The 26,315-nt window shown below is 32.4% G+C and carries 22 protein-coding genes and 1 riboswitch; of the genes, 4 read left to right on the top strand and 18 right to left on the bottom strand.

The window, feature by feature from the left end; genetic code table 11:
* Positions 1-88 precede the first annotated feature (88 nt).
* Positions 89-571, top strand: a complete 483-nt coding sequence (gene yiaA / locus MYRA21_RS10610; protein WP_006256943.1) for an inner membrane protein YiaA — start codon at positions 89-91, stop codon at positions 569-571.
* A gap of 77 nt (positions 572-648) precedes the next feature.
* Here yiaA and MYRA21_RS10605 read toward each other — a convergent pair whose 3' ends face one another.
* The 5 genes from MYRA21_RS10605 to MYRA21_RS10585 are packed head-to-tail and all read right to left on the bottom strand — an operon-like array spanning position 649 to position 6,681.
* A complete protein-coding gene (locus tag MYRA21_RS10605; RefSeq protein ID WP_006256944.1) occupies positions 649-3,306 on the bottom strand; it encodes a hypothetical protein in 2,658 nt (885 codons plus the stop codon).
* Between the two features lie 26 nt (positions 3,307-3,332).
* On the bottom strand, positions 3,333-4,118 hold the full coding sequence (locus MYRA21_RS10600; RefSeq protein ID WP_006256945.1) for a GLPGLI family protein: 786 nt from the start codon (positions 4,116-4,118) through the stop codon (positions 3,333-3,335).
* A gap of 4 nt (positions 4,119-4,122) precedes the next feature.
* On the bottom strand, positions 4,123-4,929 hold the full coding sequence (locus MYRA21_RS10595; protein WP_006256946.1) for a GLPGLI family protein: 807 nt from the start codon (positions 4,927-4,929) through the stop codon (positions 4,123-4,125).
* 17 nt (positions 4,930-4,946) lie between these two features.
* Positions 4,947-5,795, bottom strand: a complete 849-nt coding sequence (locus MYRA21_RS10590; RefSeq protein ID WP_006260734.1) for a GLPGLI family protein — start codon at positions 5,793-5,795, stop codon at positions 4,947-4,949.
* Positions 5,796-5,832: 37 nt separating this feature from the next.
* Positions 5,833-6,681 carry a GLPGLI family protein gene (locus tag MYRA21_RS10585; RefSeq protein ID WP_006256948.1) on the bottom strand — a complete coding sequence of 283 codons (849 nt, stop codon included), beginning with the start codon at positions 6,679-6,681 and terminating at the stop codon, positions 5,833-5,835.
* Between the two features lie 393 nt (positions 6,682-7,074).
* On the opposite strand from MYRA21_RS10585, the gene MYRA21_RS10580 reads away from it, so the two are divergent.
* Positions 7,075-8,493 (top strand): MATE family efflux transporter, encoded by a 1,419-nt coding sequence (locus MYRA21_RS10580; protein ID WP_006256949.1) that lies wholly within the window; start codon positions 7,075-7,077, stop codon positions 8,491-8,493.
* Positions 8,494-8,530: 37 nt separating this feature from the next.
* Here the strand turns inward: MYRA21_RS10580 and MYRA21_RS10575 are convergent, their stop codons facing one another.
* The 8 genes from MYRA21_RS10575 to MYRA21_RS10540 form a co-directional block, all read right to left on the bottom strand.
* On the bottom strand, positions 8,531-8,998 hold the full coding sequence (locus MYRA21_RS10575; RefSeq protein ID WP_006256950.1) for a GNAT family N-acetyltransferase: 468 nt from the start codon (positions 8,996-8,998) through the stop codon (positions 8,531-8,533).
* A 132-nt stretch (positions 8,999-9,130) separates the two neighbouring features.
* The gene (locus tag MYRA21_RS10570) at positions 9,131-9,841 is read right to left on the bottom strand and encodes a CPBP family glutamic-type intramembrane protease (protein WP_006256951.1); all 711 of its coding nucleotides are present in this window, start codon (positions 9,839-9,841) and stop codon (positions 9,131-9,133) included.
* 127 nt (positions 9,842-9,968) lie between these two features.
* Positions 9,969-12,347 (bottom strand): TonB-dependent receptor, encoded by a 2,379-nt coding sequence (locus MYRA21_RS10565; RefSeq protein ID WP_006256952.1) that lies wholly within the window; start codon positions 12,345-12,347, stop codon positions 9,969-9,971.
* 81 nt (positions 12,348-12,428) lie between these two features.
* Positions 12,429-13,676 carry a DUF4374 domain-containing protein gene (locus MYRA21_RS10560; RefSeq protein ID WP_006256953.1) on the bottom strand — a complete coding sequence of 416 codons (1,248 nt, stop codon included), beginning with the start codon at positions 13,674-13,676 and terminating at the stop codon, positions 12,429-12,431.
* 163 nt (positions 13,677-13,839) lie between these two features.
* Positions 13,840-14,316: a hypothetical protein gene (locus MYRA21_RS10555; protein ID WP_006256954.1), complete on the bottom strand. Its 477-nt coding sequence runs from the start codon at positions 14,314-14,316 to the stop codon at positions 13,840-13,842.
* A gap of 32 nt (positions 14,317-14,348) precedes the next feature.
* Positions 14,349-15,299, bottom strand: coding sequence for an NAD(P)-dependent oxidoreductase (locus tag MYRA21_RS10550; protein ID WP_006256955.1), 951 nt, complete (start codon positions 15,297-15,299; stop codon positions 14,349-14,351).
* A 20-nt stretch (positions 15,300-15,319) separates the two neighbouring features.
* Positions 15,320-16,387: a 3-phosphoserine/phosphohydroxythreonine transaminase gene (serC, locus tag MYRA21_RS10545; RefSeq protein WP_006256956.1), complete on the bottom strand. Its 1,068-nt coding sequence runs from the start codon at positions 16,385-16,387 to the stop codon at positions 15,320-15,322.
* Between the two features lie 477 nt (positions 16,388-16,864).
* On the bottom strand, positions 16,865-17,923 hold the full coding sequence (locus MYRA21_RS10540) for an acyl-CoA reductase (protein ID WP_006256957.1): 1,059 nt from the start codon (positions 17,921-17,923) through the stop codon (positions 16,865-16,867).
* Between the two features lie 74 nt (positions 17,924-17,997).
* Between MYRA21_RS10540 and MYRA21_RS10535 the strand changes: the two genes are divergently transcribed.
* A complete protein-coding gene (locus MYRA21_RS10535; RefSeq protein ID WP_006256958.1) occupies positions 17,998-18,348 on the top strand; it encodes a 4Fe-4S dicluster domain-containing protein in 351 nt (116 codons plus the stop codon).
* 554 nt (positions 18,349-18,902) lie between these two features.
* On the opposite strand, the gene MYRA21_RS10525 is transcribed toward MYRA21_RS10535, so the two are convergent.
* The 5 genes from MYRA21_RS10525 to MYRA21_RS10505 all read right to left on the bottom strand — a co-directional run bounded on the left by MYRA21_RS10525 (position 18,903) and on the right by MYRA21_RS10505 (position 24,986).
* Positions 18,903-19,739 carry a hypothetical protein gene (locus tag MYRA21_RS10525; RefSeq protein WP_006256960.1) on the bottom strand — a complete coding sequence of 279 codons (837 nt, stop codon included), beginning with the start codon at positions 19,737-19,739 and terminating at the stop codon, positions 18,903-18,905.
* A 564-nt stretch (positions 19,740-20,303) separates the two neighbouring features.
* Positions 20,304-20,558, bottom strand: coding sequence for a hypothetical protein (locus MYRA21_RS10520; RefSeq protein WP_006256961.1), 255 nt, complete (start codon positions 20,556-20,558; stop codon positions 20,304-20,306).
* Positions 20,559-20,936: 378 nt separating this feature from the next.
* Positions 20,937-21,755, bottom strand: coding sequence for a hypothetical protein (locus MYRA21_RS10515; protein ID WP_006256963.1), 819 nt, complete (start codon positions 21,753-21,755; stop codon positions 20,937-20,939).
* A gap of 812 nt (positions 21,756-22,567) precedes the next feature.
* Positions 22,568-22,966: an acyl-CoA thioesterase gene (locus MYRA21_RS10510; RefSeq protein WP_006256964.1), complete on the bottom strand. Its 399-nt coding sequence runs from the start codon at positions 22,964-22,966 to the stop codon at positions 22,568-22,570.
* 199 nt (positions 22,967-23,165) lie between these two features.
* Positions 23,166-23,359, bottom strand: a riboswitch (cobalamin riboswitch).
* Between the two features lie 133 nt (positions 23,360-23,492).
* Entirely contained in the window at positions 23,493-24,986 is a 1,494-nt protein-coding gene (locus tag MYRA21_RS10505) for a hypothetical protein (RefSeq protein WP_006256965.1), read from the bottom strand.
* 146 nt (positions 24,987-25,132) lie between these two features.
* On the opposite strand from MYRA21_RS10505, the gene MYRA21_RS10500 reads away from it, so the two are divergent.
* A complete protein-coding gene (locus MYRA21_RS10500; protein ID WP_006256966.1) occupies positions 25,133-26,308 on the top strand; it encodes a 2-isopropylmalate synthase in 1,176 nt (391 codons plus the stop codon).
* The last annotated feature ends 7 nt before the right edge of the window (positions 26,309-26,315 follow it).

Genomic DNA, 26,315 nt, shown 5'->3' with positions numbered 1-26,315 from the left:
TAAACAACACAATACATAATAAAATAAAAATACAATATTAAATTTTATAAAAATTTATACATATATTTACTTCTTTAATACAAAAAATATGATAGAAGAAGAAAAAACAGAAACAAGAAATACAACGTCATCTAGTACTACTAATAGAGCACACTTACAAAATGACACTATTAATCTAGAGAGATTTAAACCTTCAGCGATATATACATTAGTTGCATGGATAGCTTTAGGACTTGGTATTACTAGTTATTGTATAGGTCTGTGGAATGCAGAGATTTTATTAAGTGAGAAAGGTTTTTACTTTACCCTTATTTTATTTGGGTTATTTGCAGTAGTTGCTTTACAAAAGAGTGTAAGAGATAAGATAGAAGGTGTACCTGTTACCCCTATTTTCTATACATTAGGATGGATTGGTACCTTAGCAAGTATAACATTACTAACTATTGGGCTAATCAATGCAGAAATGACTTTAAGTGAGAAAGGGTTCTATGCTATCTCTTATTTATTATCACTTTTCGCTGCTGTGAGTGTTCAAAAGAATGTACGTGATTTAGAAAATTTCAATAAATAGTTTTTATAATATCACTTTACCACAAAAGAAAACCTCCAATCTTAATTATTAAAGATTGGAGGTTTTTTATATTCTATTTAAAAATTAAATCGCACTGATACTAAGAATTGTGAAGGTCTTAGTTTAAAGTTAGTTGTTGATGTCTGTATACTATTGATTACTACTTGTTCGTATTCTTTTGTATTCAGGATATTATTCCACTCGAAGTCAAAGTCTATCTTCTTCTTATTCCACTTAAAGCGATACATAACATCCATAAATCGGTTAGTAAACTTCTGATTATTAAATACATTTTCTTTATAATCTAGCTTCCAAATAAAACTATGTGATTTAAAAGGGATAAGGTCTATACGCAGATTATGTGAGTTGCCATAAGAATGTGTTGACTGCTTCATATCCTTTCGCTCTATCTCCATATAATTAAAATCATAAGTAAAGTTTAACCAATCAAAATAATTATTCGTCAATTGTAATCCATAATTATAGTTATAGGTATTCACATCTCTTAGATACTCATTTACTAATATCTCTGACTTACCTTTATTAACTGAGAAACTTCCTTTAATATTAGAGCTATACTCACTAAAGAACTTACCTAGGTTAATATTAGCACTTTGATTATTTGAAATGTTCTTTTGCTCTAAAGCTTCTAAAACAGACTGTCCATTCTCATCAATTGTCTGTGATAATATAATCTTTCTCTCTTGGTAGTTATTATTTAAAGACCCATTAAAGAATATTCCATTAAAAGGATTTTTAAACTCAAACCTAAACCAAGAAAAAATACTCTGTGTGTCTTCTATCTTCGCCTTATATGCTGTAAAGTTTAGTCCACTAAAAATATAGTGACTGTACAGTTGGTCAAGAGGGGTATAACTAGTACTCAAGTTACTTCCTCCTCTTAATGTCCACATATTATTAATCTTATATGACAGGTATAATGATGGTGAGAAATCTACTACATTCTTTGTAGTCTTCGTATCTATAGACTTATCATCTAGCTTCATAGATGACCATATAATAGGCACAGTAAATGTCATATCCCACGACACTCCCTTAAAATTAAAACTAGAGTTTAAACGATTTACAAATCTATTGTAAGTCAAATCATTCTGATAATTATCCCCTAGCCAAACAGACTGAGTATCATATCCGTATAAGTCTGTCTCAAAACGCTTATTCTCATACAATAAACTATACTCTTCTGTAAAAGTCCACTTTCTGTACTTCCACGAAAGTGATAAAGCATTCTGTGTATAGAAAGTATTGTCTAAGAATGACTGATTTAATAAATCGTATTTCTTCAAATATTGATCTGGGAAGTTCACATTGCCATTCGCTACCACATCATAATCTTGTTTATCTCTTGTAAAGTCAATAATAGACTTAAAGTTAGCAAACTTATTACTACCTACTGGTACTAGGGTACTCAATGAATTCTGTAAGCTAAAAGAAGGAGATAATACACTCTGATTAATAGGATCGTTATTCTGTAATAATAGTCCTCTTTCTTTATTTCTACTTACATTAATCGTTATATAATCTTTTAAGTAATTGTCTTTTGTGTTCTTCGTAATCGTAAACTTAGAGTTAAATGCTTCTTTAAAGTATCTGTTCTCATCTTTTCTACTATATCTAATTACATCACTGACATTGCCATTTGCGTCTAAGTTTCTAATCTCTGTAGATTGTGCTCCTGATTGCTTAACCTCATCATTGTTATAAAAAGCATTCGTATTCATCTCTATCTTATCTGTAAACTTCACTAAGAAGTTAGCAGAAACATAATGAGATCTATTGTCTAAATAACGTGATTTAGCAATACCAGGAGCAGACGTTGTACTCATAGACAGCGCCTGGCCTGTACTCTTCGTATAATTATAAACATCAAAAGAACCAAAAGAGCCAAATGCTCTAAATTTATTAGTAAGGTCTTCTCCTGTATTATTAGTATCATAACTTACTAAGTACTGTAATCCTTTACTAAAAAACATCGGAGATATAGTACTATTCCATAAAAAGGGATCACCACCTACTCCTATCTTAGCACTACCACTTAAACTTATTTTATTCTTTAATCTAATATTAATAGCAGGACTCTCTGAAGGTACTTTTCCCTCTAGCATCTTAATCGGCTGATGGTTTTCTATTACCTCTAGCTTGCTAACATGAAGATTAGGCAAGGCTTTAGTAATAGCACCATATCTTCCTTGCATCAAGTCTTTCCCTTCTACATAAAACTTATTTAGAGGCTTACCTTGATATTCTATTTCTCCATTACTCTTCACCTCCATTCCTGGCATCTTCTTTATCACATCTTCTAGTACTCTATCATTCTTCCCTGCAAATTTGCTAAGATCAAATACTAGAGTATCATTGTGTTGAGTAATAGGAGAAGCTTTAACGAATATTTCTTCTAATTGTGTAAACTCATCTACTAACTGAATTTGAATATCCTGAGACTTATTCTCAATCACTTTTTCAAATACACTGTAGTTCACTATAGATGCCTTGATCTTTAATGTTGTTAGAGAAGACTTGATAGGTATCTGATAAGTCCCTTTGCTATCCGTCATCTCATAAGCTATTACAGCATTAGTCTCTGGATTAAGTATAGAAACAATTACATTAGATAATGCTTGTTTATTCTCACCATTTACTTTTCCCTTCAGAACTACTTGTGCCTGTAAAGGCAAGGCTACTATAAAGAAAAGTATATATATTACATATTTCATCGTTAATAAGGTCGTTTGGTTAATTACTAATAAAGCTCTATAGGATTAGGCTCTTTGCCAAATTTCTTAGTCATAAAATCAGAAGGTTCTTTGTCATCATTCATTAACTTTCCTCCTATTTCTTGTATGAGTTGCATATAAGTTTTATTGGCGTTTAATGTTTTTAATCGATTTAATTGTTTACCTGTTACTTCCTTGAAAAAATCTAATTCCTTTAATTCAACCCAGTAATTATGTACTCTCATACTCTCAGTAAACTCAAATACATAGTCTTTATTTTTATCCTCTGCTTTTACTACAAAACCTGGCAGATTCTTAAACTTATAAGGGCCTTCTATTATAGGTATCTCAGTAGTAAACCATACTGTCCAATTACGTCCACTTAGTTCTCCAGTTGCCTTCTGTACTTTCATACCATGATACTCTTCTATCTCACTTGAGATAGTCCATTGAATAAGATTAAGAGGCTGTTTTACTTTATAAGCTTCTAACGAATTAATCATCTCATAAAGAATAATGTTCCCTGAGTCTTTAGCAACCATCCAAGGCACTTGAGAATTTGGAATATCTATTTCTATCTCTTCTAATTCAGCAACAAATTCTTGGTAAGTAAACTCATCATAGAACATAGAATTACTCCCGTCTATATCCAGATAGAACTTCTCTGTGATAGGAAGACTATCAGGCATTACTTTTACATCATAAGGCTTAAAAGTCAATGAGTACTCATAACGCATAAAGTCTTTTTTCTCTTGAGCCATACTATGAATAGATAATAAAAATAGTACAACACATCCTATTAAATACTTCATAACCTTACTTTTTTAACCATTCAAGGTAATTACTACTATTTCCCACTTTCTTATTTAGCATCTGTTGATTCTCAACAGTATCTTCAAAATAAACAATCATACCTTGACTATCTAAATTCTGCTTAACTGTCATATTCGCCTTAACCTCTCTTAGCTTGACTAACTCACTAGTTTTATACAATCCAGCCTGTTTATATTCGTTGAAGTCTACTGGTATTTCTACTTTCTCACTCTTTCTGAACTCAAAAACATAATCTTCCTTATCATCCTGTGCTTTGACTACAAATCCAGGCAAGTTCTTAAACTTATATGGCCCTTCTATGATAGGAATTTCAGAAGTAAACCATACTGTCCAATTACGCCCATTCAGTTCACCTATAGCTTTCTGTACCTTCATACCTTCAAACTCCTCTACAGTATCATCTATATTCCATTTGACCTGATTAACTGGACTTTCTATCTTCAACATAGTACCACTCACATTCTGTACATAAAATAGTTTATTAGCTTCCTTTACTAATACTGCTTCAAGCCGTGTCTGTTCACCAGCCATACTAAACGACTTACCTATTAGTCCGCTATTCTCTTTTTTAGCTAAACGTTCTACACGGCTAGCATATCCTTTAGAATAAAAACGAGAAGAAGTATCCCATACATCTAAGAATACAGACTCTGTAAACATTTCGTCTGACTTAATAGATGGTTTAAACGTTGCCTCATATTCATATCGCATGACCTCTATTTTCTCCTGAGCTACTACTCCTAAAACAGTTAAAACAGTAACTGTAATACTAAATAAATACTTCTTCATAACTTAATCACTTTATACTAATAGAACTCAATAGGTTTAGCCTCTTTGCCTGTCTTCTTTTTTAGTTTATCATTGGTTATATCATTCCCCTTTTCATCTACTACCTTTACAATAGTACCTGCTCCTATCTCACTCATCATTTGAGAGAAACTTTTATTAGCATTGACATTCCTAATCTTATCCCATTGTTTCTTATTGACTTTCATGGCATTTTTATGTCTATCCATTAGCCAAAACTCCGCTGTGACTTTTTCACTCTTTAAGAACTCAAACTTATAATCACCTGTACTATCCTCTGCTTTGACTACAAATCCAGGTAAATTCTTAAACTTATAAGGTCCATCTATCAAAGGGATATCTTGAGTAAACCATACTGTCCAAGTACGTCCACTCAGCTCTCCTACCGCTTTCTGTACCTTCATACCATTGTAATCTTCTATATCTCCAGAAATATTCCACTTAATTAAATTACTAGGTTCTTCTACATTATACGTTTCTATTCCTGAATTTTCATAAGTATTTAAGTTTGCTTGATCCTTATAGATAATCCAATTTACTTTACTTCTAAATTGACCTAAAGCTTGGAAACGCGCTGTATGATCTGCTGTTTTTTTAGCTCCTGTAGTGTACTCTATAAGTGTTTCTTCTCTTTTAATATTTCCTTCACTAGCAAATCTAGATTCGCTATTCTGCACATCTAGATATACTATTTCAGTTGCACTATTAGAAGTATTAATATCATCAGTCGTTTTGGCTAAGGGCATGGTCATCTGATACTCATATCGCATTACCTCAATTTTCTCTTGAGCTAATCCACTTATACTAGTTATAAACGCGACTATACTTATCACTAACATTTTCTTCATAATCCATTGATTTTATTACACTTGTACAGTAAACATACTAATAGAACTCTATAGGCTTACTTTCTTTTCCCATCTTCTTTTTAGTCATCTCATCGGTTATATCCTTCCCTTTTTCATCTACCATTTTAAAAGTAGCTGTACCTCCTCTTTCGTTCATAATCTGAGAGAAACTTTTATTAGAATTCATATTTCTAATCTTATCCCATTGTTTCTTATCTATTTTCATCGCCTTCTCTTGTCTATTTGATAACCAAAAATCAGTAGTAGCTCTCTCACTCTTTAAGAACTCAAACTTGTAGTCTCCTGTACTATCCTCTGCTTTGACTACAAATCCAGGTAGATTCTTAAACTTATACGGTCCGTCTATCAATGGGATATCTTGAGTAAACCACACAGTCCAAGTACGTCCGCTCAACTCACCTATTGCTTTCTGTACTTTCATCCCATTGTAATCTTCTATATCTCCAGAGATACTCCATTTCACTAGATCATTAGTTTCTCCAACATTATACGATTCTATACCAGAAGAAGCATAAGTGTTTAATTCTGCTCCATTTTTATATACTGCCCATTTTACTCTACTCTTAAATTGACTTAAAGCTTGCATACGCACAGCAAAATCTGCATCTTTCTTAGCCCCAGTAGAATATTCCATCAAAGTCTCTTCTCTTCTAATATTTCCTTCACTAGCAAATCTAGACTCACCTCCCTTAACATCTAAATAAATAATTTCAGTACTACTCTGAAGAGCTTCTTCATCTCCAGTAGCGGTAGTTGCTGGTAGTGTTAGTTGATACTCATACCTCATTACATCTATTTTCTCCTGTGCATTAGCTAACATCACACTACATAATGCTGCTACTGTTAGATACATCCTTTTAATCATATACTATAGTTATTTATGGTTTATACTAATTATGATTTAAATTATTTAACATCTATATTATTTTCAGAACGGCCATACTAAATAAATATAACACTAATAATTAAAAATTAATAAATATATTCAAATCATTAACAACAAAAACTAACTTATCATCACTAATAAATAGTTATCCAAACTAACAACTATTTAATTAGTTTTACAACTAATTAAATAGTTTAAATATAAAAAATTATCTAAATCAAAATAACACCCTTATTTTCAATTACTTAAAAAACATAAATAACAGAGTCTATTTATAAATACCATTGGAATAAAAAAGGTACTAACCTATATCTTAATTACATAATCAACTTATCTTTGAGCCCTTAAATACCCTTAGACAATTCATTAAATATGTCAACAACAACATTTAAATCAAAAAACAATATATTTTCTTTAATCAAGCAATCCTTTTCTAATGAAAACTTTGACTTGACTAATATGTCCATTAATAAAGCTGTTTTTCTACTAGCTATTCCTATGATGTTTGAGATGCTAATGGAGTCAGTGTTTGCTTTAGTTGACTTATATTTTGTTGGTCATTTAAAAGAGAGTGCCTACGCTATACAAAGTGTCGGGCTAACAGAGTCTCTACTATCTATTATTTACGCTATATGTATAGGGATTAGTATGGCTGCCACAGCTATCGTAGCAAGGCGTATAGGTGAAAAAGATAAAGAAAAGGCAGCGCAAAATGCAGCACAAGCCATCACACTTTCAATATTAATCACTATTGTATTAAGTATACTTGGTTTTATTTATGCAAAAGATTGGTTACTGTGGATGGGAGCATCAGAAGCTTCAGCAGAATATGGATACGGATATACCAGAATCTTATTAGTCAGCTGTGTATCCATCATGCTCTTATTCCTTATTAATGGAATATTTAGAGGCGCAGGTAATGCGGCCATAGCCATGAAAAGTCTTGGTTTTGGTAATATCATCAATATCATCCTATGCCCTATTATGGTTAGAGGATGGTGGATATTTCCAGAAATGGGATTAGAAGGAGCTGCTTACTCTACAGCTATAGGACGTAGTATGGGGGTAGTGTATCAGTTGTATTATCTGTCTAAAAAAGATTCACTTATCCAGTTAAAACTAAAGTACTTCAAAATACAATGGGATATGACCTGGAATATCATTAAAATCGCAGTACCAGGTATGGTACAGTATATGATATCCACTTGTAGTTGGGTTATTCTTGCACGCATAGTAGCGCAAAGCGGAGGAGAAATAGGCTCGTCAGGTTTCTTGACATGTTTACGCCTTCTTGTATTTTTTATTCTTCCCGCATGGGGATTGAGCAATGCGGCTTCTACTTTAGTTGGTCAAAACTTAGGAGATAACAATCCCGACAGGGCATATAAATCAGTGATTGCAACTTTAAAATACAATGTCTTCTATATGGCTATTGTCACGATTATATTCTTTAGTATGGCCGAAATTTTAGCTTCCTTCTTTACAGCTGATGAAGCTATTAAAACAGTCGCTAAAGAAGCAATGTATATAGGAGCTATTGGTTTTATAGCTTATGGAGCAGGAATGACCTTGATGAATGCCTTTAATGGAGCTGGAGATACTGTTACCCCAACAATAATAAACATAGTAGGGTTCTGGTTATTTCAGATACCTTTTGCTTATTTAATGACTTATCATTTTAATTTGGGCTCTACAGGAGCTTTTATCGCTATCCCTTCTGCCGAATTAGTAATAGCTATTCTTGCCTTTATTTTATTTAGGCGAGGTAAATGGAAACAGAAAAAAGTATAATAAAAACGCCTTAACAGATGATATTAAGGCATTTTATCTATTTAGTATATTCTGATGCTTTTCTAATCATATCCACATGTGGAATACCATCTTCTAAATACTCTTCAGAAGAGGCTACAAATCCAAATGAACTATAAAATTTCTTCAAATAACACTGAGCTCCAATCTGAATATCTTGAGCTCCAAACTCCTCTTCTATCTTATCTATAGCATGTTGCATTAAGATACGACCATAACCATCCTTGCGATAGTCTGCATGGACAGCTACTCTTCCTATTGCTATTTCTGGATAACTAAGCCCAGGAGGGACAATACGAGCGCAAGCAACGACTTGATCTAACTTCGTTGCATAAATGTGTAAACATTTCTTATCCTTACCATCTAATTCAGGATAGGGACAGTTTTGTTCTACCACAAACACATCTGTACGCAAACGCATAATATCATATAATTCACTCACTGTCAACTCATCGAAAGCTTTGGTATGCCAATGGATACTATTCATAACTCAATATTTTAAAGTCTATTACTCAAAGATAATTATTACAAATTAACATATTGTAATTTTTATTTAAAACACATTAATCATTTATAGTTAAATCCTCTTCACTTAATGTAACCTTCTAAGAATACCTATCTATTTAATAACACCAGTCCCATACAATAATAACATAAGAATAGTATTATAGATTATATGTATCATACAATTATAACCAAAACCAAATCTCATCCGTATATATCCGAGTAGAAGTCCTCCTATGAACTGAGGAAGAAACAACAAAGGGCTATATACCAGTACTTCAGTATTAATCGTATAAAAGTTACTAATATGCATAATCATAAACAAAAATGTGTAACTGTAAAACACATACCCAAAATACTTCTCATGTCTCTCTTTAAGTATCACTATATTATTTCTATGTAGATAAAGATAGGCACACAGTATCACGTAGAATACCCCTCCTACTATGAAGGCTATACTCAGATTAAACCTATACAAGATCCAAAGGCTATATACTAATGTAAGAGGAGTACTTAACAACAAATACCAACTCTTAAACCTTAGAGCTAATCTAAAAGCAACCTCCTCTGCTAAAGGTCCTAATAATACAATAAACAACATAGCTACTAACAGTCCTTTGTCAGCTATAAAATCAAGTAATCTAGCTGTCTTAGGTAATGGAACTATTTTATTAATACTGAATATATAAACTGTTATCACTATTAATGTAAAAACAACTAATACCAAGCTTCTTCTTACTTTCTCTTTCTTGCTAATATCTAATACTTCAGTATGAGGTTGTCGTATATAATGGATAAAATCACTAATGATAACTGATATACTCATTTTATTAAGTCAATAATTTTACAATACAAGATAAACAAAAAAACAGTAATCACGTTTCCGTGATTACTGCTTCAACAACTTATTATACTCTGAATTTGCCTAATTCAAAACACGCTAACTAATTTATTTAAAAGAAATACCTAAACTTACCTACAAAGCTTCGCCCAGGTTTTTGTAAACTAAAATTATCATAAATCATTTTATCTAAAATATTACGTCCTTCAAAAGTGAACTGATACTTTGTGTCTTTTCCAAAACTATATGTGATAACAAAATCATGAGATACTTGATCTGGAATATTGAATTTATCCTTTCCTAATGATGGCCAATACAAATAGAACTCTTTAATGTAAGACACCGAATATCCTAATGTCAAATTATCATCCTTAAATACTTTATTAAAAGTATAATTAACATCTATGTTTCCATATAGGTAAGGTATGTTAGGCAATCTATCTTTGTATAAAATACTTTCAACACCTCCTACATATTTATTAGTATTAATTAAATTTTGATAGGTACCATTAACTCCAATATTAAAATTTCTCTTAAAGAAATATCTAATCTCTCCTTCTACTCCAGTATTCTTAATTGCTGCTAAATTCCCAAATTTTGTTTCATTCTTATTAGTTCCTGAAGGTTCTTGATAAATAAAATCTTTTGAATCTCTATAAAAACCGTTAATATCTAAAATAAATGAATGGTTTTTACTTATCTCCGGTTGATAAGTAACTCCAATATTATAATTATAACTTATCTCTGGTTTTAATCCAAAGTTCCCCGTAATATTAACCTTATCTCCAAAAAGTTCACTTGAAGCAGGTAGTCTTACACTTTTCTCAAAGGAAGTCTTTAATTGTAAATCTTCTCTTACAAACACAGAACCAGTTATCCCATATCCGAAATCATTAGTATCTTTACTATAGTTTCGATATGCATAATCTCCCCATTGACCTGATGGATTATAGGAGTCTGTATATTTAATATGTTGATTATAATATTTTCCAAATACAGTTACTCCCCATATAGTAGAAGGAGTATATTGATAACTCAATCCACTAATATTCTTAGTTGTCTCTGAAGGTTTATTTTTTAATACATCGTCTGGATATAATTCATCTTTCCCTTTTCGTTTAAAGAAATTAATCGTATTGCTTAAAGAGAAGTTGTGTTTATCACCAAGTTTATAATTAACAATAGTATTTACCATCCCATTATTATTTTTATATTTATACATGGTTCGATTCCTTTCACCTCCTTTTTTTCCATACATCTCTTCAAAATCCACGTAATCTCCAAGCCAATTGTATCTTCTATAGACTGTATCAATCACTTGATCACTTCCTAGATTGTAATTAGCATTGACACTTACATCTAATCCTTCTGTAAATAAATTGTTCTTTTTATAAACAAAAGTTGGCATAACTATATCACCTCTTTGATGTAAGTTTCCAAATACAGCTTCCATCCTTGCAGCTGTCTGCACCTCCTTATAACTTTGTCCAAGATTAATACCAAACGCAATTCGATCCGCAAAAGACTTATTAATAAAACCTATTTGTCCTATAAAGTTCTCATTATGGTATTTATCATGAAAGCGTTTTACCTTTATATTTTGTCCGATTATTTTCCCACTTGTTATATCATTTACATTTACACGTACTTTATAGTCATTATCAGAGTAATTCTGATACGCATTTAATTGGGTAAAGAAACCAGACTTTTTATCTACAAATACAAAGTTTACATTTGTACGATGTGTATTAAAGGAACCATATGAATAAGACATATCTAAAGAAGTCTTATCATATGTGTTAGTAATGATATTTACAGCTCCTCCTAATGCATCTGATCCTAATCCAACAGGAACAACTCCTTTATATATCTCTATACGATTTGCTAAATTTATTGGAATATTATTCATCTGAAAAGCAGAACCGAAATTATCCATTGGTATTCCATCAATAAAAAATTTAATTTGGTTACCACTATATCCATTTAAAGAAATATTCATTGCCGAACCTACTCCACCATCTTGTCTAACGCGGACACCACTAGTTTTATCAAGGGCTTGACCTATATCAAGCGCTCTATTATGTAATTTAACAGCATCTACTACCGCAACATTATATGCTTTTTCTTTAACTAATTGTACTTTACTTTTTCCCTGTATATTAATCTCTGAAAGATTATAATTATCAGGCGTTAGTGTAATGCTAAATACTTTATCACCATTTACTGTTACCTTTTGTGAGAAAAATGTGTAACCAATATAACTGACCTCAACAGTATACTGTTTATTTGATTGTAATTTAGGAATGATGTACCTCCCATTTGAATCAGTCTGCCCGAACTTATTGTTCTCTTTTATTACTACAGTCGCTCCTATAACAATTTCTCCAGAATTATCTTTAACGACTCCCTGAATACTAACTAATTCTTGTGCATATCCTAGATGAATCGTACCTAAGAAGACAACTATAAAATACTTTATAAAACTTCTCATATGTATTATTATAAATATTGATGTAAGAAAAAGACAACCTATTGATATGGTTGTCTTTAGTATGTTTTATAAATTATAGTATTATTTAGAAGCTACTTTAGTAATAGCAGTAATAGTTCCACCTTCTACCTTTATACCTTTAGTAGCAGTACCTTTCTCTGCGTCCATCTTATATACAAAACTACCTTCTTTAGTAGTAACTCCTACATATACAGTTTTACCATCCATTACCGCATAATTTCCTTTATCTGAGAACCCAAGATCTTTAATCCCTTCAGGTAATCCCTCTACCCATTTAAATGTTTTTGTATACACATTTAAACTTGCGTAACGTACATCTCCTGATTCTAATTTATTATTTTCAAGTCTAGCAATGAAATTACCTTTACCTGCATAGATAAAATTATTCACAAAGTACCCATTAGTTGATTTTTCTATATCCCAGAAATAAGTATTGTCAAACTCTAATGTTTTACCATCTATTTTCAAAATACCTGATGGGTTTTTACTAAGTAATTTTCCTTTCTCTGTAACATTAGCACTAGAGAATGCATATCCATCTCCTTTTTCGTCTTGAATTAATCCATTTTTAAAATACCCTCCTATGTAAGAACTCTTATCACTTTTAATTACTTTTTCTAATTTCATACTTGGGTATTCGTATACTGCAGCCCATGCTGTATTAGGAAATGATGTTCCCCAAACATCTCCAGTAATACCTCTCATAGAGAAATAAGGAGCTACTAACTTGTTCCCTATCTGAGTTAATCCACTGAAGTGAGCTCTTTCTCCATTATTTGCAAGTTCTACTGTATTAATTACTCCCTGTTTAGTTATCACATCTGAGTCTGTATTCACAATATACCAAGGTGCAATTTCTACTCCTGAACGCGGAACTTTCCACATTACAAAATCATTATCTATAGCTCCATATACTTGTACTGTCTCAGTCACAAAGTTATTAGTCTTCTCTAACTTTCCATTTTTATTTAAAGCATAAGCCGTTACAGCCCCTGGATTACCTTGACCATATAGTAAACTGTAAAACTTATTCTTAGCTGTTAAATAATAACGATAAGCCCCATCTTGCTCTATACCGTTATTAATTAAACTAACAGAACCTTTCTCAATATCTTCTACTGTAAGTAAATAATCTGCGATATCTGTATGCTCTACTGATGAAGCTGCAATAACAAATCTTTCTACTTTCTGATTTTCTCCTCCTCCTTCTTCTGTTTCATCATTTGGAGAACTATTGTCATCACTACTACAAGAAGCAATACTTGCCATTAAACCTAACACTAAAAGTGATCGTAAATATTTTTTCATAATTTATATTTATTTAGACTAATTTTATATAAGTGCAAATATATAGTAAAACTTAACATAAAATCAAGTTATGCGAGTATTTATTTTTAATAAATCTAAATAATAAAAAAAGGCGATTATTCATTGTATGAATAATCGCCTCTATATTAATGCGTTATAACGACTAGAACAATCCTTTTAATTTATCGATTGCTCCTCCTAATCCTTCTTTTCCTCCTAGTAAAGACCCTAGCATATCTTGTGCTCCTCCTTGTCCTAGTCCACTTAGGATTGTAGACATATCAAAACCTGATTCTCCTCCTTGTATTTTAGCTACTATAGCTGATACCACTTGCGGTACTACACCATTAGCAAAACTTCCAGCTACACCTTCTGATAAACCTAATTTACCAACTAATCCACTGATAAGGTTACCTATCATACCTGTTACGATAGGATTAGATGCAATATTAGAAGCTTGACCTGATAATAAATTAGTCAATCCACTAATATCTCCAGAGCTAACACTATCCTTTAATCCATTGATAATACTGTCTCCTGTTTCTTTAGTAACTGCACTTGTAAGATCTGACGTGATCCCACCTTTAGCCACTTCACTAGAACTAATCTGTTCTACTAATTTTGTAATTTGCTCTAACATAGTTTTATTTTTTAGATGTATAAAACTACTTATTATTTTCGCAATACTTGCATTTTCTCAAAAATTTCATCCCATATTAACACTTTACTTTCATCAGTAGAAGCATTAATATTAGGAGATAAAGAAAAGGCAGGTTGCATCAATACTTGAATAGCGGGATGAGGCTCCTCTTCGAATCGATCAATCCCAGCAAACAATACCGTTTCAGCATTTACTACATCCACTAAATCTACTTCGTTAATCGCTTCTGGATAAGCACAGTTAATCACTCCTATCAAGTTATGAGCATGACTAAATGCCTCTTTATCTAAGATATACTTTTGATAATGTTTAGTATGAATAGTGACAAAATGAGAATCATGTAATAATCTATGCATATCTGTAGAAGCCAAATCTACTCTAAAGTGTATTCCATTTGGCAATACAAAGTCAGCTTTAATCTCAGGTACTGAGGCATCTGTATACAACACATTCATTCCTAAAGCCAACGCTTTTTGAGCCACCTTCTCTCCTGCTGTATTTAAACCTATAATCCCAAGTGTCTTACCTGCTAATTCAATCCCATTGCTATAAGACTGCTGTAGAGATTTAAAGCTAGCATCGCCTTCTAAAGGCATATTGCGGTTCGACTCTTGTAACAAACGACATCCCGAAAACAAATGTGCAAATACTAACTCTGCAGTAGCATTAGACAATGCTTCTTCTGCCCATATTACCTTAATACCACAACTTTTGATATAATCTATACTATCTAAGTCTATCGAAGTACCTGCAAAAACAATAGCTTTTAGATGGGACATCTCATCTATCATTTTTTTATTCAATAAAGTTCCCTGTTGTAACAACAGAATCTCTATCTCATTCTTACTTGTATAATTAACTAACTGTTCGTGAGCTACACGAACCTCTTTTACTTCAAATCCCAATCCCTCTAAGTCGTTCTTTACTTCTTCTGGGATACCATCATTCGCTAATATTCTCATCTGCGTTATTTGGTTCTTTATTAAATCTTTGATTTCATCGTATGTAACACTTCTACTAGAGCATCCACACTCTCTTGTTTCAAGGCATTATACAGAGAAGCGCGATATCCTCCAGCTACTCGATGACCTTTTATATTGGTGATATTCGCCTCCATACACAATGTATCGAAGACCCTTCTCATTGTCTCTTCTTTAAAATCAAAAGTCATATTCATCTTTGATCGATATGCTACATCAGCTAGTCCTACTACATAATCTAACTCATCTATAGCACGATATAGAGTAGCTGCTTTTTGATTATTAATCTTTTCGATAGCCTCTACACCTCCTAAACGTTGTAACCATCTCAAGTTTAATAAACTCGTGTATATAGCAAACACATTAGCTGTGTGATATAAACTACCTTTATCGATATGCTCAGCATAATCCATCATTTGAGGTATCATGCGACCTGACTTACCAAGAATACTATCTTTTACTAAAACAACACTTAACCCTGCTGGGCCTATATTCTTTTGTGCTCCAGCATAGATTAGGTCTATTTTATCACAGTCATATACTCTAGAATAAATATCCGAACTCATATCACAGACTATCGGACAGTCTGCCTTAGGCACATCGCTAAACTGCGTACCATATATTGTATTATTAGAAGTATAATGCACATAATCTAGCCCCGAAGGAATAACGATATCTTCTGGGATATAAGCATATTTTCTATCCTTAGAAGTAGCTAATACCTCAACTTGACCGAATGTTTCTGCCTGTGCTATAGCCTTAGAAGACCAATTACCTGTATCGATATATCCTGCTCGTTTCTGCATTAGATTATATGGAACCCTTAAGAATTCCATACTTGCTCCTCCTTGTAAGAATAGAGCTGAATACCTCTTCCCATCTAGTCCCAACAGAGACAGAGCCAAATGCTGTGCTTCTTCTAGTACAGCTATAAACTCCTTACTGCGATGAGAAATCGAAAGTATAGATAATCCACTTCCATTAAAATCCAATACAGCATCTGCAGCTCCTTTATATACCTCATCTGGTAATAGACATGGCCCTGCACAGAAATTATGTACTTTAATCATGTTTTGTTGTTTTTTCTGTGAAACTGTGAATTTGTGAAACTGTGAAATCGTTTTTTTGTAATGTCGTTTTTTTGTGATATCGTGAAATTGTTCAGTCTATAATCCTAAAATTAATCTATCAGTTGGCGCGGATTTATAATCCGTGCCATGTTCTTTAAACATTAACTGTGACACGCAAAATATTGCGTCTCTACTAATGCTGATGTGGTTTGTAACCCGCGCCGTATATCAGTTGGCGCGGATTTATAATCCGTGCCTTTACTTACTGTGACACGCAAAATATTGCGTTTCTACTTGCTGTCACAGATTTATAACCTGTACCGTATATCAGTGTGCACGGATCTATAATCCGTGCCATGTTCTATAAACATTAACTGTGACACGCAAAATATTGCGTCTCTACTAATGCTGGTGTGGTTTGTAACCTGTTCCGTATATCAGTTGGCGCGGATTTATAATCCGTGCCATCTCTAATCATTACAATCCTAACAAAAATTCAATAGTATCCACATTATCAGCATAATCCCATAACTGTGGTTCTTGTGTCTGTCCAAAAGCAATACTGCCATCTACTAGATTATTAGACACGATACATTGTATCTTATCCACATCCTCAGCTAGTCTCGCTTTTACCTCATTAATATCAGTATAGTATTCATAGAATACAGACGATATAGGTGAAGCATATCCCTTATCCTCTTTCACAGTTAAGAATCCATTATCTAGAATCTTAAACTCACTCATTAAGAATACAGCTTTATTATAATCATAGTTATTAGAATATTTCTCATATTCTATAACATCTTTGTACTCAAACATACCTTGATAAAAACTATCAAATACATAACCTTCTGGTACGAATATCTTAGATACATTACGGCATCCTAAGCCGTAGTATGTAAACACATCTTTACCTAAAGCCACCATATCCTCATGACTCTCTGTACCATCTAAGACAGCAACAGAGTTTCTATTCTTGCGAATGATATTAGGAACACTATTAAAGTAATAATCAAAATAACGAGCTGTATTATTACTTCCTGTAGCTATCACTGCATCAAATCCTTCCATCTTCCCTTCAATAAAATCAAAACGACTAGCAAATCCAGGCTCTACAGCTACTAAGTAATTCGCTAAAAAAGGAAGTAATTTTTGGTCATTAGAAGACATTTTTACCTTAGCAATATTACCCGAAATCAATACACTGATAAAATCGTGAAATCCTACTAAAGGAATATTACCTGCTAAAATCAATCCTACTCGCTTATTAGGCTCAGTAGAAAAATCATATTTTGAAGTCCACTTTTCTAAATTATCTTGTGTCAACGCACTTGCCCAAGAGTTGATCGAGATCACTACTTGTTCTAATGTGAACCATCCATTGTAGTTTACTGAGCTGTGAATCAGCTCTTCAAACTTTGAAAAAAATTCATCATTATGACATACATCATTGTTTTTTACAAATTCATTTGCAGCGAATTGGCTCAAAAATTGACCTAACTTAACAAATGCATTTTTTTTAACATCTAAATTCATATTGACTTGTTTGTGAATTGTTTTGGGTGTAAATTTGCATACAAAGTTAATACATATAAAACAAAATATAAGCTATGGCAATCATTATAACAGACGAATGCATAAATTGTGGAGCTTGCGAACCTGAATGTCCTAACACAGCGATATATGAAGGAGCAGATGACTGGAGATATAAAGACGGTACAGCCTTAACAGGTAAGGTAGTTTTACCTGATGGTACTGAAGTTGATGCTGAAGCAGCTCAAGAACCTGTTTCTGATGAGTTCTACTACATCGTACCTTCTAAGTGTACAGAGTGTAAAGGATTCCACGAAGAACCTCAGTGTGCGGCAGTTTGTCCAGTAGATTGTTGTATTCCTGACGACAACCATGTCGAAAGTGAAGAAACTCTTTTACAAAGACAAGCATTCTTGCATAAGCACTAAGCAACATATAAAGCTACTCTCTATGAGTAGCTTTTTTCATGTATTACCATAGCCATAAACCTCTACTAGCTCAAGGATTCTTGAGCTTTTTGTTTTTGACCTTTCGTTGTAATACAATCCTTATTTCCATTACAACTCTAAATTACAATTAGTTATAAAATTATTTTTTATTAACTTTATAGGTAATTAACACAAAAAACAAAATCATTATGAACAAATCTCATGCATTTTGGATCACGGCCATGATCCTTATCACGACCTCAGCCTTTGCAGATAGTCCCTCCATCAAGATATGGGGAGGTGGACTTACACTAGGTTCGCTTATCGCAGTATTCCTATCTTGGACGAGAAATAAATCTATTCTTTGGGCCATTGTCCATTTCTTTCTCGGATGGTTATATGTGATTTATTATTTCTTTAGCAACAACTCTAAATAGTATAAAAAATACGCTCTGATGACTAGTCATCAGAGCGTATTCATTTCTATCTCTTCCCTATTGAATGTTACACTCAATTAGTTTATATCGCCAATCATATTATACCAAGTTAATATCTTATCTTTTATTCACTGCTTTATTAAAAGTAATTGGAACAATCAAATTGCTATTATAGTAATTTCCATTAATATCTCTATTAAAATGATAATCTTCTAACTTTTCATTTTTTAAAGCATACATAATATCTGTCACTAATTCAGTATACATAGCATTATCTGAACTATAATTTCTAGGAAAATCTAATGCCAGATTCCACTTTTGAGCTTTATAATCAGATTCAATATTTACTAATATATAATTAGGCACAGAACCATTCTTAGTATAAATAGTATTAGTTATTTTTGCCTTCACTTTTTCAGATAAATCTATCATTTTATCCTTTGGAAACTTAAATCTAGTATATAACAAACAACCATCAGTATTAATAACTTTTCCATCTTTAGAATAGCATTTAATCACTTTTTCTTTATTTACAGTTGTAATCTCTTCTATCAATCCATCCAACAAAAATTGCTTAGTAACAAGTGTAGAACCCTTTTCTTTTTTATTAAGATAGGTTACAACCCTATCCATATAAAGAGTTTCTTCTTTAGTATTTAAATCTCTCTTATATATTTTTGATTTAAACTCATACTTATTATCAGCTAATACACTACCTGTATAGACCACTCTATTTGTCCAAGAACGAGTAGAATCAACCTCAAATCCACCGTTGAAATAGCGTGTAAAAGTTATATTCTCATTCTTTTTTAGAATACTCTTAATAATATCATTCCCCGTAAATTTCATTCGACTCTGTCTAAGGGCACTTCCGCCTGGTGTAGTCTGACTATAACCAAGTGAAGATATAACTATAGCTACAAATAATAGCGTTGATTTAAATAATACTTTCATTGAGGTTTGATTTAATATTTTACATATAAAATCAAAACTAGAAAGTCCACTCCGTATATCCTAGACATTATCTGACAAAAAAGATAAAACTTTAACTTATTATTAATATTTCATACAAAACTTACATTCTATCATTTAACACACTATAACTATCCATGGTGAGCTATAAATGTCAAAGGAATAGTATAGTTACGATTATAGAAATTACCATATAAATCTTTATTAAAGTGATACTCTTCTATTTTTAAACTATTTAGGGCATTAAGAATATTAATCACTAAACCCGAGTACAAATGATTACTCACTTTATAGTCTTCAGGAAAAGAAAATGTTACAAACCATTTCTTACTTAAATAATCAGCTTCTATATTCAGTAAGATGTAAGAAGGTATTTTTCCTTTAGAACTATACAGAAGATTCTGTATTCCCTGTTTTACATCTATAGATAAAGCCTCAAACTTATGTCCTGGAAATTTAGAATAACTATATAGCAGACATCCCTTATCGTTTAACTTAGCTCCATTTTTATCATAACAGCTAATGGTCTCCTTCCCTTTATCACTCTTATACTCTTCTACTAGCCCCCCCTTTTAAGAATTGCTTTCTTATGTAGACCTGTTTCTTTCCTTTCTTATCTAATAAAGTTCTTTTGCTTTCTTCCTCTTTAACTAATTTTCTTGTTTCTATATCAAGCTTATAAGTCTTAGTCATTAGTAAATACTGATTATCCTTTAGGCTTTTCCCTGTATACTTCACTACTCTGTCCCACGTAGATACAGAATCAACAGCATTAATACTGTTAAAGTATCTAGTAAACAATGTATCTTTCTCTTGCTTATTTAACTCTTTTACAATATCATATCCACTTAAAAGCTACCTATTAATTATAAGCGCATCAGAAGCTGGTCCCCCCTGACCATATCCTAATACTGAAATTAAAAAAAGTATTAACGCCGTTATTCTATTTAATTGCATTTGTCTCATTATCATATCTATTTCTTTATTCTATAATTTAATTACATATAACTATAAAAGTATTTTTCACCTACTTTATTGTATAAATACTTTCTATTTAAGATTACTCTTGTTCTAAACGACCTATCACCTAGATAACTATTACTATTCTCTTAGATCATTCCTTCTTCAAAACATTATATTTTCAATACTCTAGAGTTCTTTAATCTCTAACTATTCTTATCATCTAAAAGATAATGGGATAAACATAGTTCTATTATAATAATTACCATTAATATCTTTATCAAAATGATATTCTTCTAGTTTCTCATTATTTAACACATGTGCTATAGCAGCTACTAAACTAGTGTGCATATCAGAGCCTAACTTATACTCTTTAGGAAAGTCTAAAGCTAGATTCCAACGTTGGCTCTCATAATCTGCTTCAATAGCCAATATGATATAACGAGGTAGTCTACCTTTACTCTTACTTACTAGATTAGTTATTGTTTTTTGTAGATTGTTTTGAAACTTTTCTGTTTTTTCAACTGGGAAAGGTGTCTGAGAGTAGCGAAGGCATCCTGTTTCATTCAACACGTTCCCTTCCTTATCTATACATTTGACAACATATTGTTTATTCTGATGAACTACCTCTTCTACTAATCCATCCACTAGATATCTTTTATTCAATACATAAACAGCATCTGATTTATTCTTATGATATACCTTCTCACTTTCGGTATTTAGCTTTAGCTCATCCGAATTCTTTTCTTTAAGCCTACTCTGAGCAGACAGCTTATATTTATTATCGTCCAGTTTTTCTCCTGTATACTTTACTTCTTCTTTCCATAAACGCGTAGAGTCTACTAAGAAGCTGCTTAAATAATGTCTCGTAAAAACCGTATCTCTTCCTGATTTTAATAAATCTTGAATAACATCATTGGCACGATATACCTCAACACTATTATACTGCTTTACATTTCTTTTCTTTTTTTGACCATATACAGTCATAGTTGTAGTAGCTAATACCACTGTTAATACAATGTTTAACAATCCTTTCATGCGTGATGTTTATTGGTTTTTTACAAGTGAATCCAAAACTATAAAGTCCATTTCCAAAATCCTAGACATTATCTGACAGATTCACTATTTCTCAAATTTATTTTAACCTTATATCCAAGGAAAATACATGGTCAATAAAAGGACACTTCTTCGACTAACGACCTCTTTTACCCACTAAATACGGGTTATTGTCCACCAACTGTCGAAGGAATTGCAGTCAAACTACTGTTTATAAGGCTTTAAGGGGATATAAAGAAACTATTCATTCTACACAAAAAACAAACAAACCGCTATTAATCAACACATTAAACAAAATTAGTTACTAAAAAAAATGACATCTTTTTTTTCAAAAAGAACTAATTATAGGTCTTTACAGAGCTAATTATCAAAAAAAAGGAAGTATACTCTATAAAAACTCGTTATAAAAGGTCAATTTTTGAATCAAAAAGTAAAAAAATGAGTTTATTATTTTTAAGATTATACCTCTTATAAAAGGTTTATAAATGGAGTTAGATAGCTATAATGAAACCAATGTTTAGATCTCAAAGACTAGATTAAACCCAGAATAAGCGTTAGCCAAATACTACAAAGCAATTCTACTTCATATCTCTTTCATTAGCTCTAAAACCATACTATAGTATGCTTGTATCACTAATTCAGAGCTATTTTGTATAATTACTTTTCGTTTATCTGTCTATCACTGATTCTGGGTTAAAAGGAGTCAAAAAAAATGGGGATAAACACTAACCTGTCTATCCCCCTACCAAAAACTAAAAAATGTAAGATGCTTACAAAATTTACTTGTATAAAACCTAGTCTAATATAGATATCGGTTTGAAATTATCATCTAATGCTACGAGTGTAAATACTCCTGTCACTACTTGGATGCGTTCATCCTCTCTCATCTTCTCTCTGTACACATTGACACGGATGCGAATACTCGTATTACCGATAGACTCTACCTCGCCTACCATCTCTACTAATGAGCCTGCTGGTATCGGCTTGCTGAAGTCAATCTTATCACTGCTAACAATCACAAAGTTCTTTCTACAAAAACGCGTAGCAGTCATAAATGCTGTCTCTGTCATCATCATGATTACTCGTCCACCGAACATCGTGTTATGATGATTAGTAGTATCTGGAAATACTACCTTAAAGACACTTGTGATTGCCTTCGATTTGCGTTCTTCTATCTCTGCTTCTATTAACATAGTTATATTCGTTAATCCTACAGTATTCAGACAATACTATAGACTAGATAGAAATCTATCAAACTGCTATTCGAGAAAATGATTTGGAATTAAATGAAAAGATATAATGCGCTTATCCTAGATTATATAGACTATAATCTCATGGATTAAATAATAAACACATTCCAACTTGACATAAAGCTCTAAACCGCGAAAGCATAGTCTATAAACAGAATTAGGCAGGTCTCCTGACTTGTAACTATTTTTTATCGTCCTTCCCATTACTTAAGTAATAACAGTGGATCACTTGGATAAAAAATTAATGAGTTACTTACAGTTGCGCGACAGTTCGTGATTCTCACACGATTCCCTTTTCATATACAACTAAGTATAACCTATTTCTATGGAATTAATACTGTATTATTTTCTAATACTGTGGCGAAGATAGTAATTCTTTTGAAACATCCAACACATTTTAATCAAACAAAGCCACATAAACTAAGAAGTCTATGTGGCTTTTATCATTGCATAAGTCGATATATTTACACTAAGCTATTTTCTTCTTTGCCCAATTTAGGACATCTATATAGAGAATACTTCTCACATAAAATCTATTCGTATAGAGCTCTTCAGTTTCTTTTACAAATCGCTCTAACACAAGCTTCTGATCTTTAACCGATGCCCCTAATAGTCCTTCGAATAGACTCATAAAGGTATCGTGTATCTGTGTTTTATTTTTCATCTTTTTCATCAAGGCTCTATTGGCTTTAATAAAGTCTTCATAATGCTGATCTTTCCCAGACTCATACTGTGCCATTAGAGATAAAATACGGGTATGGAATAGTAAATCTTCCTGTACAGAGTAATCAGACTTATTGAGAATCCGTTCTGTATAGGCAAGAGAATCATCATATTTCTTGTATCCGAAATACAAAGAAGCTACTTTAAAATATAGAATATGGAAGTGATGCTCATCGATCATATTTCGATATTCATTAATACCACGCTGTAATTGCTTGACAAAAAGTAAACTGCCATTATAAGTCTGCTGTATAAACTCTATATTCAACTTATTACTAAACTGTAATAAGAATCGCTGAGAATCTATATTCATAGACTGAGGGAAACTCTCTAAAGCCAATTGTTCTTCTAACTTAGAATTCCAATAGATGTATTTATCCACTGATTTAAACAACAATAAAATTTTAAATAAATAAGAATTCCCTTTTAAATACCATATAGGATGACTCTGTATCATCTTAGGATGCTCATAGAATAGCGTTACCCATAGCTTAGCATATTTATAAGCGTTGTGATAATCTTGGATTAGAAAACATAACCACACATGTGCTTTAAAGTACCACAACTTCTCTCTAAAGTTAAGCACCTTCACATCTATATCTAAGAGCTGATCACTAAATCGGGTAATTAGTTCTTGCTTATCTTCCTCGCTCTTAGCATACCCTGAGGTAAGCATCTCGTTATAGAACTTCAGTGATAGATTAGATAACTTAGTCGCATAATAGTTCTGTATAATCAGGTCATTAGACTGTGCGATAAGCTCGTCTGCACGCCCCGTAATACTACGAGTGATATACTGAGATTCGATTACCTTTTCTAGTTCTATAATCTCTAGAGCCAGGCTCTTCTCCTCTACATCTAAAGCGATTTGTTTCGCCTTGTCTAATATCTTTAATCCTTGTTTATGTAATCCTTTTTGATACAAAATGGTTGCAAAATCTAATTGTTCACGTATCTGTATTCTTACATTTTTCTTACTAGGATTCATACGAAGGCTAGCCAAAATAGCTTTATACAGATTTGCTTTTAAGTTGGATAATTGTTGTTTACTCGTTATTTTTTGTTTGAGAATAACTTGCTCATCATACTCCTCCATCTTATCCATCGCATTAAATAGTGAGATGAATTTAGCATCAGCATTATTCTGCAACCTATTCACATATAAAGTAAATTGACGTTTCTCTGACCTTGTCAAAGATTTTATCAATATAAATAACCAGTCTTTCCCCCAATTTGACATTGTAATAAAAAATATTTTAACAAACTAAAAAACAACAACTTAGATATTGAAATTGGTTTTTTAACATTGTAGTTTTTGTTTTTTTGATAAAGTTAACAAAAAGCTTTTATACACTTTTGTCTAAAGTTATTTAAAAACATAAAAATATGAAAACTGAAAAGATTGAGATTTTTGACACCACATTAAGAGACGGAGAACAAGTACCTGGTTGTAAACTAGATAAACAACAAAAGTTAACTATTGCTCAGCAACTCGATGAATTAGGTGTTGATGTGATTGAGGCAGGTTTTCCTATTTCTAGTCCTGGTGACTTTGAAGCTGTTCAGGCGATTAGTAAAATCGTTAAAAACGCTAAAATATGTGCACTTACTCGTGCGAATACAAAAGATATAGATTCGGCAGCTAAAGCATTAGAGTTTGCACAAAAACCAAGAATACACACAGGTATCGGTACATCTGACTCACATATAAAATACAAGTTTAACTCAACACAAGAGGCCATTATAGATCGTGCTGCAGAAGCTGTAGCTTATGCTAAGAAGTATGTACACGACGTAGAGTTCTATGCAGAAGACGCTGGTAGAACTGATAATGCTTATCTAGCGAAAGTCTGTGAAGCAGTGATCCAAGCAGGGGTGACAGTGATCAATATCCCAGATACTACTGGATACTGTCTACCTACAGATTATGGAAACAAAATCAAGTACCTAAGAGATCATGTCAAAGGAATAGAAAACGTCATCTTATCATGTCATTGTCACAATGACTTAGGAATGGCTACTGCTAATTCTATCGCTGGAATAATCAATGGAGCTAGACAGATCGAGTGTACTATCAATGGTATAGGTGAACGCGCAGGTAATACTGCTCTAGAAGAAGTAGTCATGATCTTAAAACAACATGAAAATTTAGGCTTTCATACAGATATTAATACGACGATGTTAAACCACTTAAGTCAGTTGACTTCTTCTACGATGGGAATGGTAGTACAACCGAATAAGGCTATCGTAGGTGCGAATGCCTTTGCTCATAGTTCTGGTATTCATCAAGATGGAGTGATTAAACGAAGAGACACTTATGAGATTATTGACCCTAAAGATGTAGGTGTAGACGCTTCTTCTATCATTCTAACAGCGCGTAGTGGTAGATCTGCCTTAGCATATCGCTTCAAGAATATCGGATATGATGTCACTAAAACAGAACTAGATACTTTATACGAATATTTCTTAGGCGTAGCAGATACTAAAAAAGAAGTAACCGAAGTAGACTTATTTGCCATTATGAATATGTATACACAAAACCAGATTATTAAACACGCCTAAACAAACA

Origin of the sequence: Myroides sp. A21 (assembly GCF_000807225.1) — a bacterium.
In the GTDB taxonomy this organism is placed as follows: domain Bacteria; phylum Bacteroidota; class Bacteroidia; order Flavobacteriales; family Flavobacteriaceae; genus Flavobacterium; species Flavobacterium odoratimimum.
The sequence above is the reverse complement of the archived record's forward strand: the minus strand, read 5'-3'. Positions and strand labels throughout refer to the sequence as shown.

Bases quoted from the DNA above. Each gene is read 5' to 3' on its own strand.
- MYRA21_RS10515 (WP_006256963.1), bottom strand. From the start codon at position 21,755: ATGAAAGGATTGTTAAACATTGTATTAACAGTGGTATTAGCTACTACA.
- MYRA21_RS10600 (WP_006256945.1), bottom strand. From the start codon at position 4,118: ATGAAGTATTTAATAGGATGTGTTGTACTATTTTTATTATCTATTCAT.
- MYRA21_RS10550 (WP_006256955.1), bottom strand. From the start codon at position 15,299: ATGAGAATATTAGCGAATGATGGTATCCCAGAAGAAGTAAAGAACGAC.
- MYRA21_RS10535 (WP_006256958.1), top strand. From the start codon at position 17,998: ATGGCAATCATTATAACAGACGAATGCATAAATTGTGGAGCTTGCGAA.
- MYRA21_RS10505 (WP_006256965.1), bottom strand. From the start codon at position 24,986: ATGTCAAATTGGGGGAAAGACTGGTTATTTATATTGATAAAATCTTTG.
- MYRA21_RS10590 (WP_006260734.1), bottom strand. From the start codon at position 5,795: ATGAAGAAAATGTTAGTGATAAGTATAGTCGCGTTTATAACTAGTATA.
- MYRA21_RS10605 (WP_006256944.1), bottom strand. From the start codon at position 3,306: ATGAAATATGTAATATATATACTTTTCTTTATAGTAGCCTTGCCTTTA.
- MYRA21_RS10510 (WP_006256964.1), bottom strand. From the start codon at position 22,966: ATGTTAATAGAAGCAGAGATAGAAGAACGCAAATCGAAGGCAATCACA.
- MYRA21_RS10500 (WP_006256966.1), top strand. From the start codon at position 25,133: ATGAAAACTGAAAAGATTGAGATTTTTGACACCACATTAAGAGACGGA.
- serC (WP_006256956.1), bottom strand. From the start codon at position 16,387: ATGATTAAAGTACATAATTTCTGTGCAGGGCCATGTCTATTACCAGAT.
- MYRA21_RS10525 (WP_006256960.1), bottom strand. From the start codon at position 19,739: ATGAAAGTATTATTTAAATCAACGCTATTATTTGTAGCTATAGTTATA.
- MYRA21_RS10555 (WP_006256954.1), bottom strand. From the start codon at position 14,316: ATGTTAGAGCAAATTACAAAATTAGTAGAACAGATTAGTTCTAGTGAA.
- MYRA21_RS10585 (WP_006256948.1), bottom strand. From the start codon at position 6,681: ATGATTAAAAGGATGTATCTAACAGTAGCAGCATTATGTAGTGTGATG.
- MYRA21_RS10580 (WP_006256949.1), top strand. From the start codon at position 7,075: ATGTCAACAACAACATTTAAATCAAAAAACAATATATTTTCTTTAATC.
- yiaA (WP_006256943.1), top strand. From the start codon at position 89: ATGATAGAAGAAGAAAAAACAGAAACAAGAAATACAACGTCATCTAGT.
- MYRA21_RS10570 (WP_006256951.1), bottom strand. From the start codon at position 9,841: ATGAGTATATCAGTTATCATTAGTGATTTTATCCATTATATACGACAA.
- MYRA21_RS10595 (WP_006256946.1), bottom strand. From the start codon at position 4,929: ATGAAGAAGTATTTATTTAGTATTACAGTTACTGTTTTAACTGTTTTA.
- MYRA21_RS10560 (WP_006256953.1), bottom strand. From the start codon at position 13,676: ATGAAAAAATATTTACGATCACTTTTAGTGTTAGGTTTAATGGCAAGT.
- MYRA21_RS10565 (WP_006256952.1), bottom strand. From the start codon at position 12,347: ATGAGAAGTTTTATAAAGTATTTTATAGTTGTCTTCTTAGGTACGATT.
- MYRA21_RS10575 (WP_006256950.1), bottom strand. From the start codon at position 8,998: ATGAATAGTATCCATTGGCATACCAAAGCTTTCGATGAGTTGACAGTG.
- MYRA21_RS10540 (WP_006256957.1), bottom strand. From the start codon at position 17,923: ATGAATTTAGATGTTAAAAAAAATGCATTTGTTAAGTTAGGTCAATTT.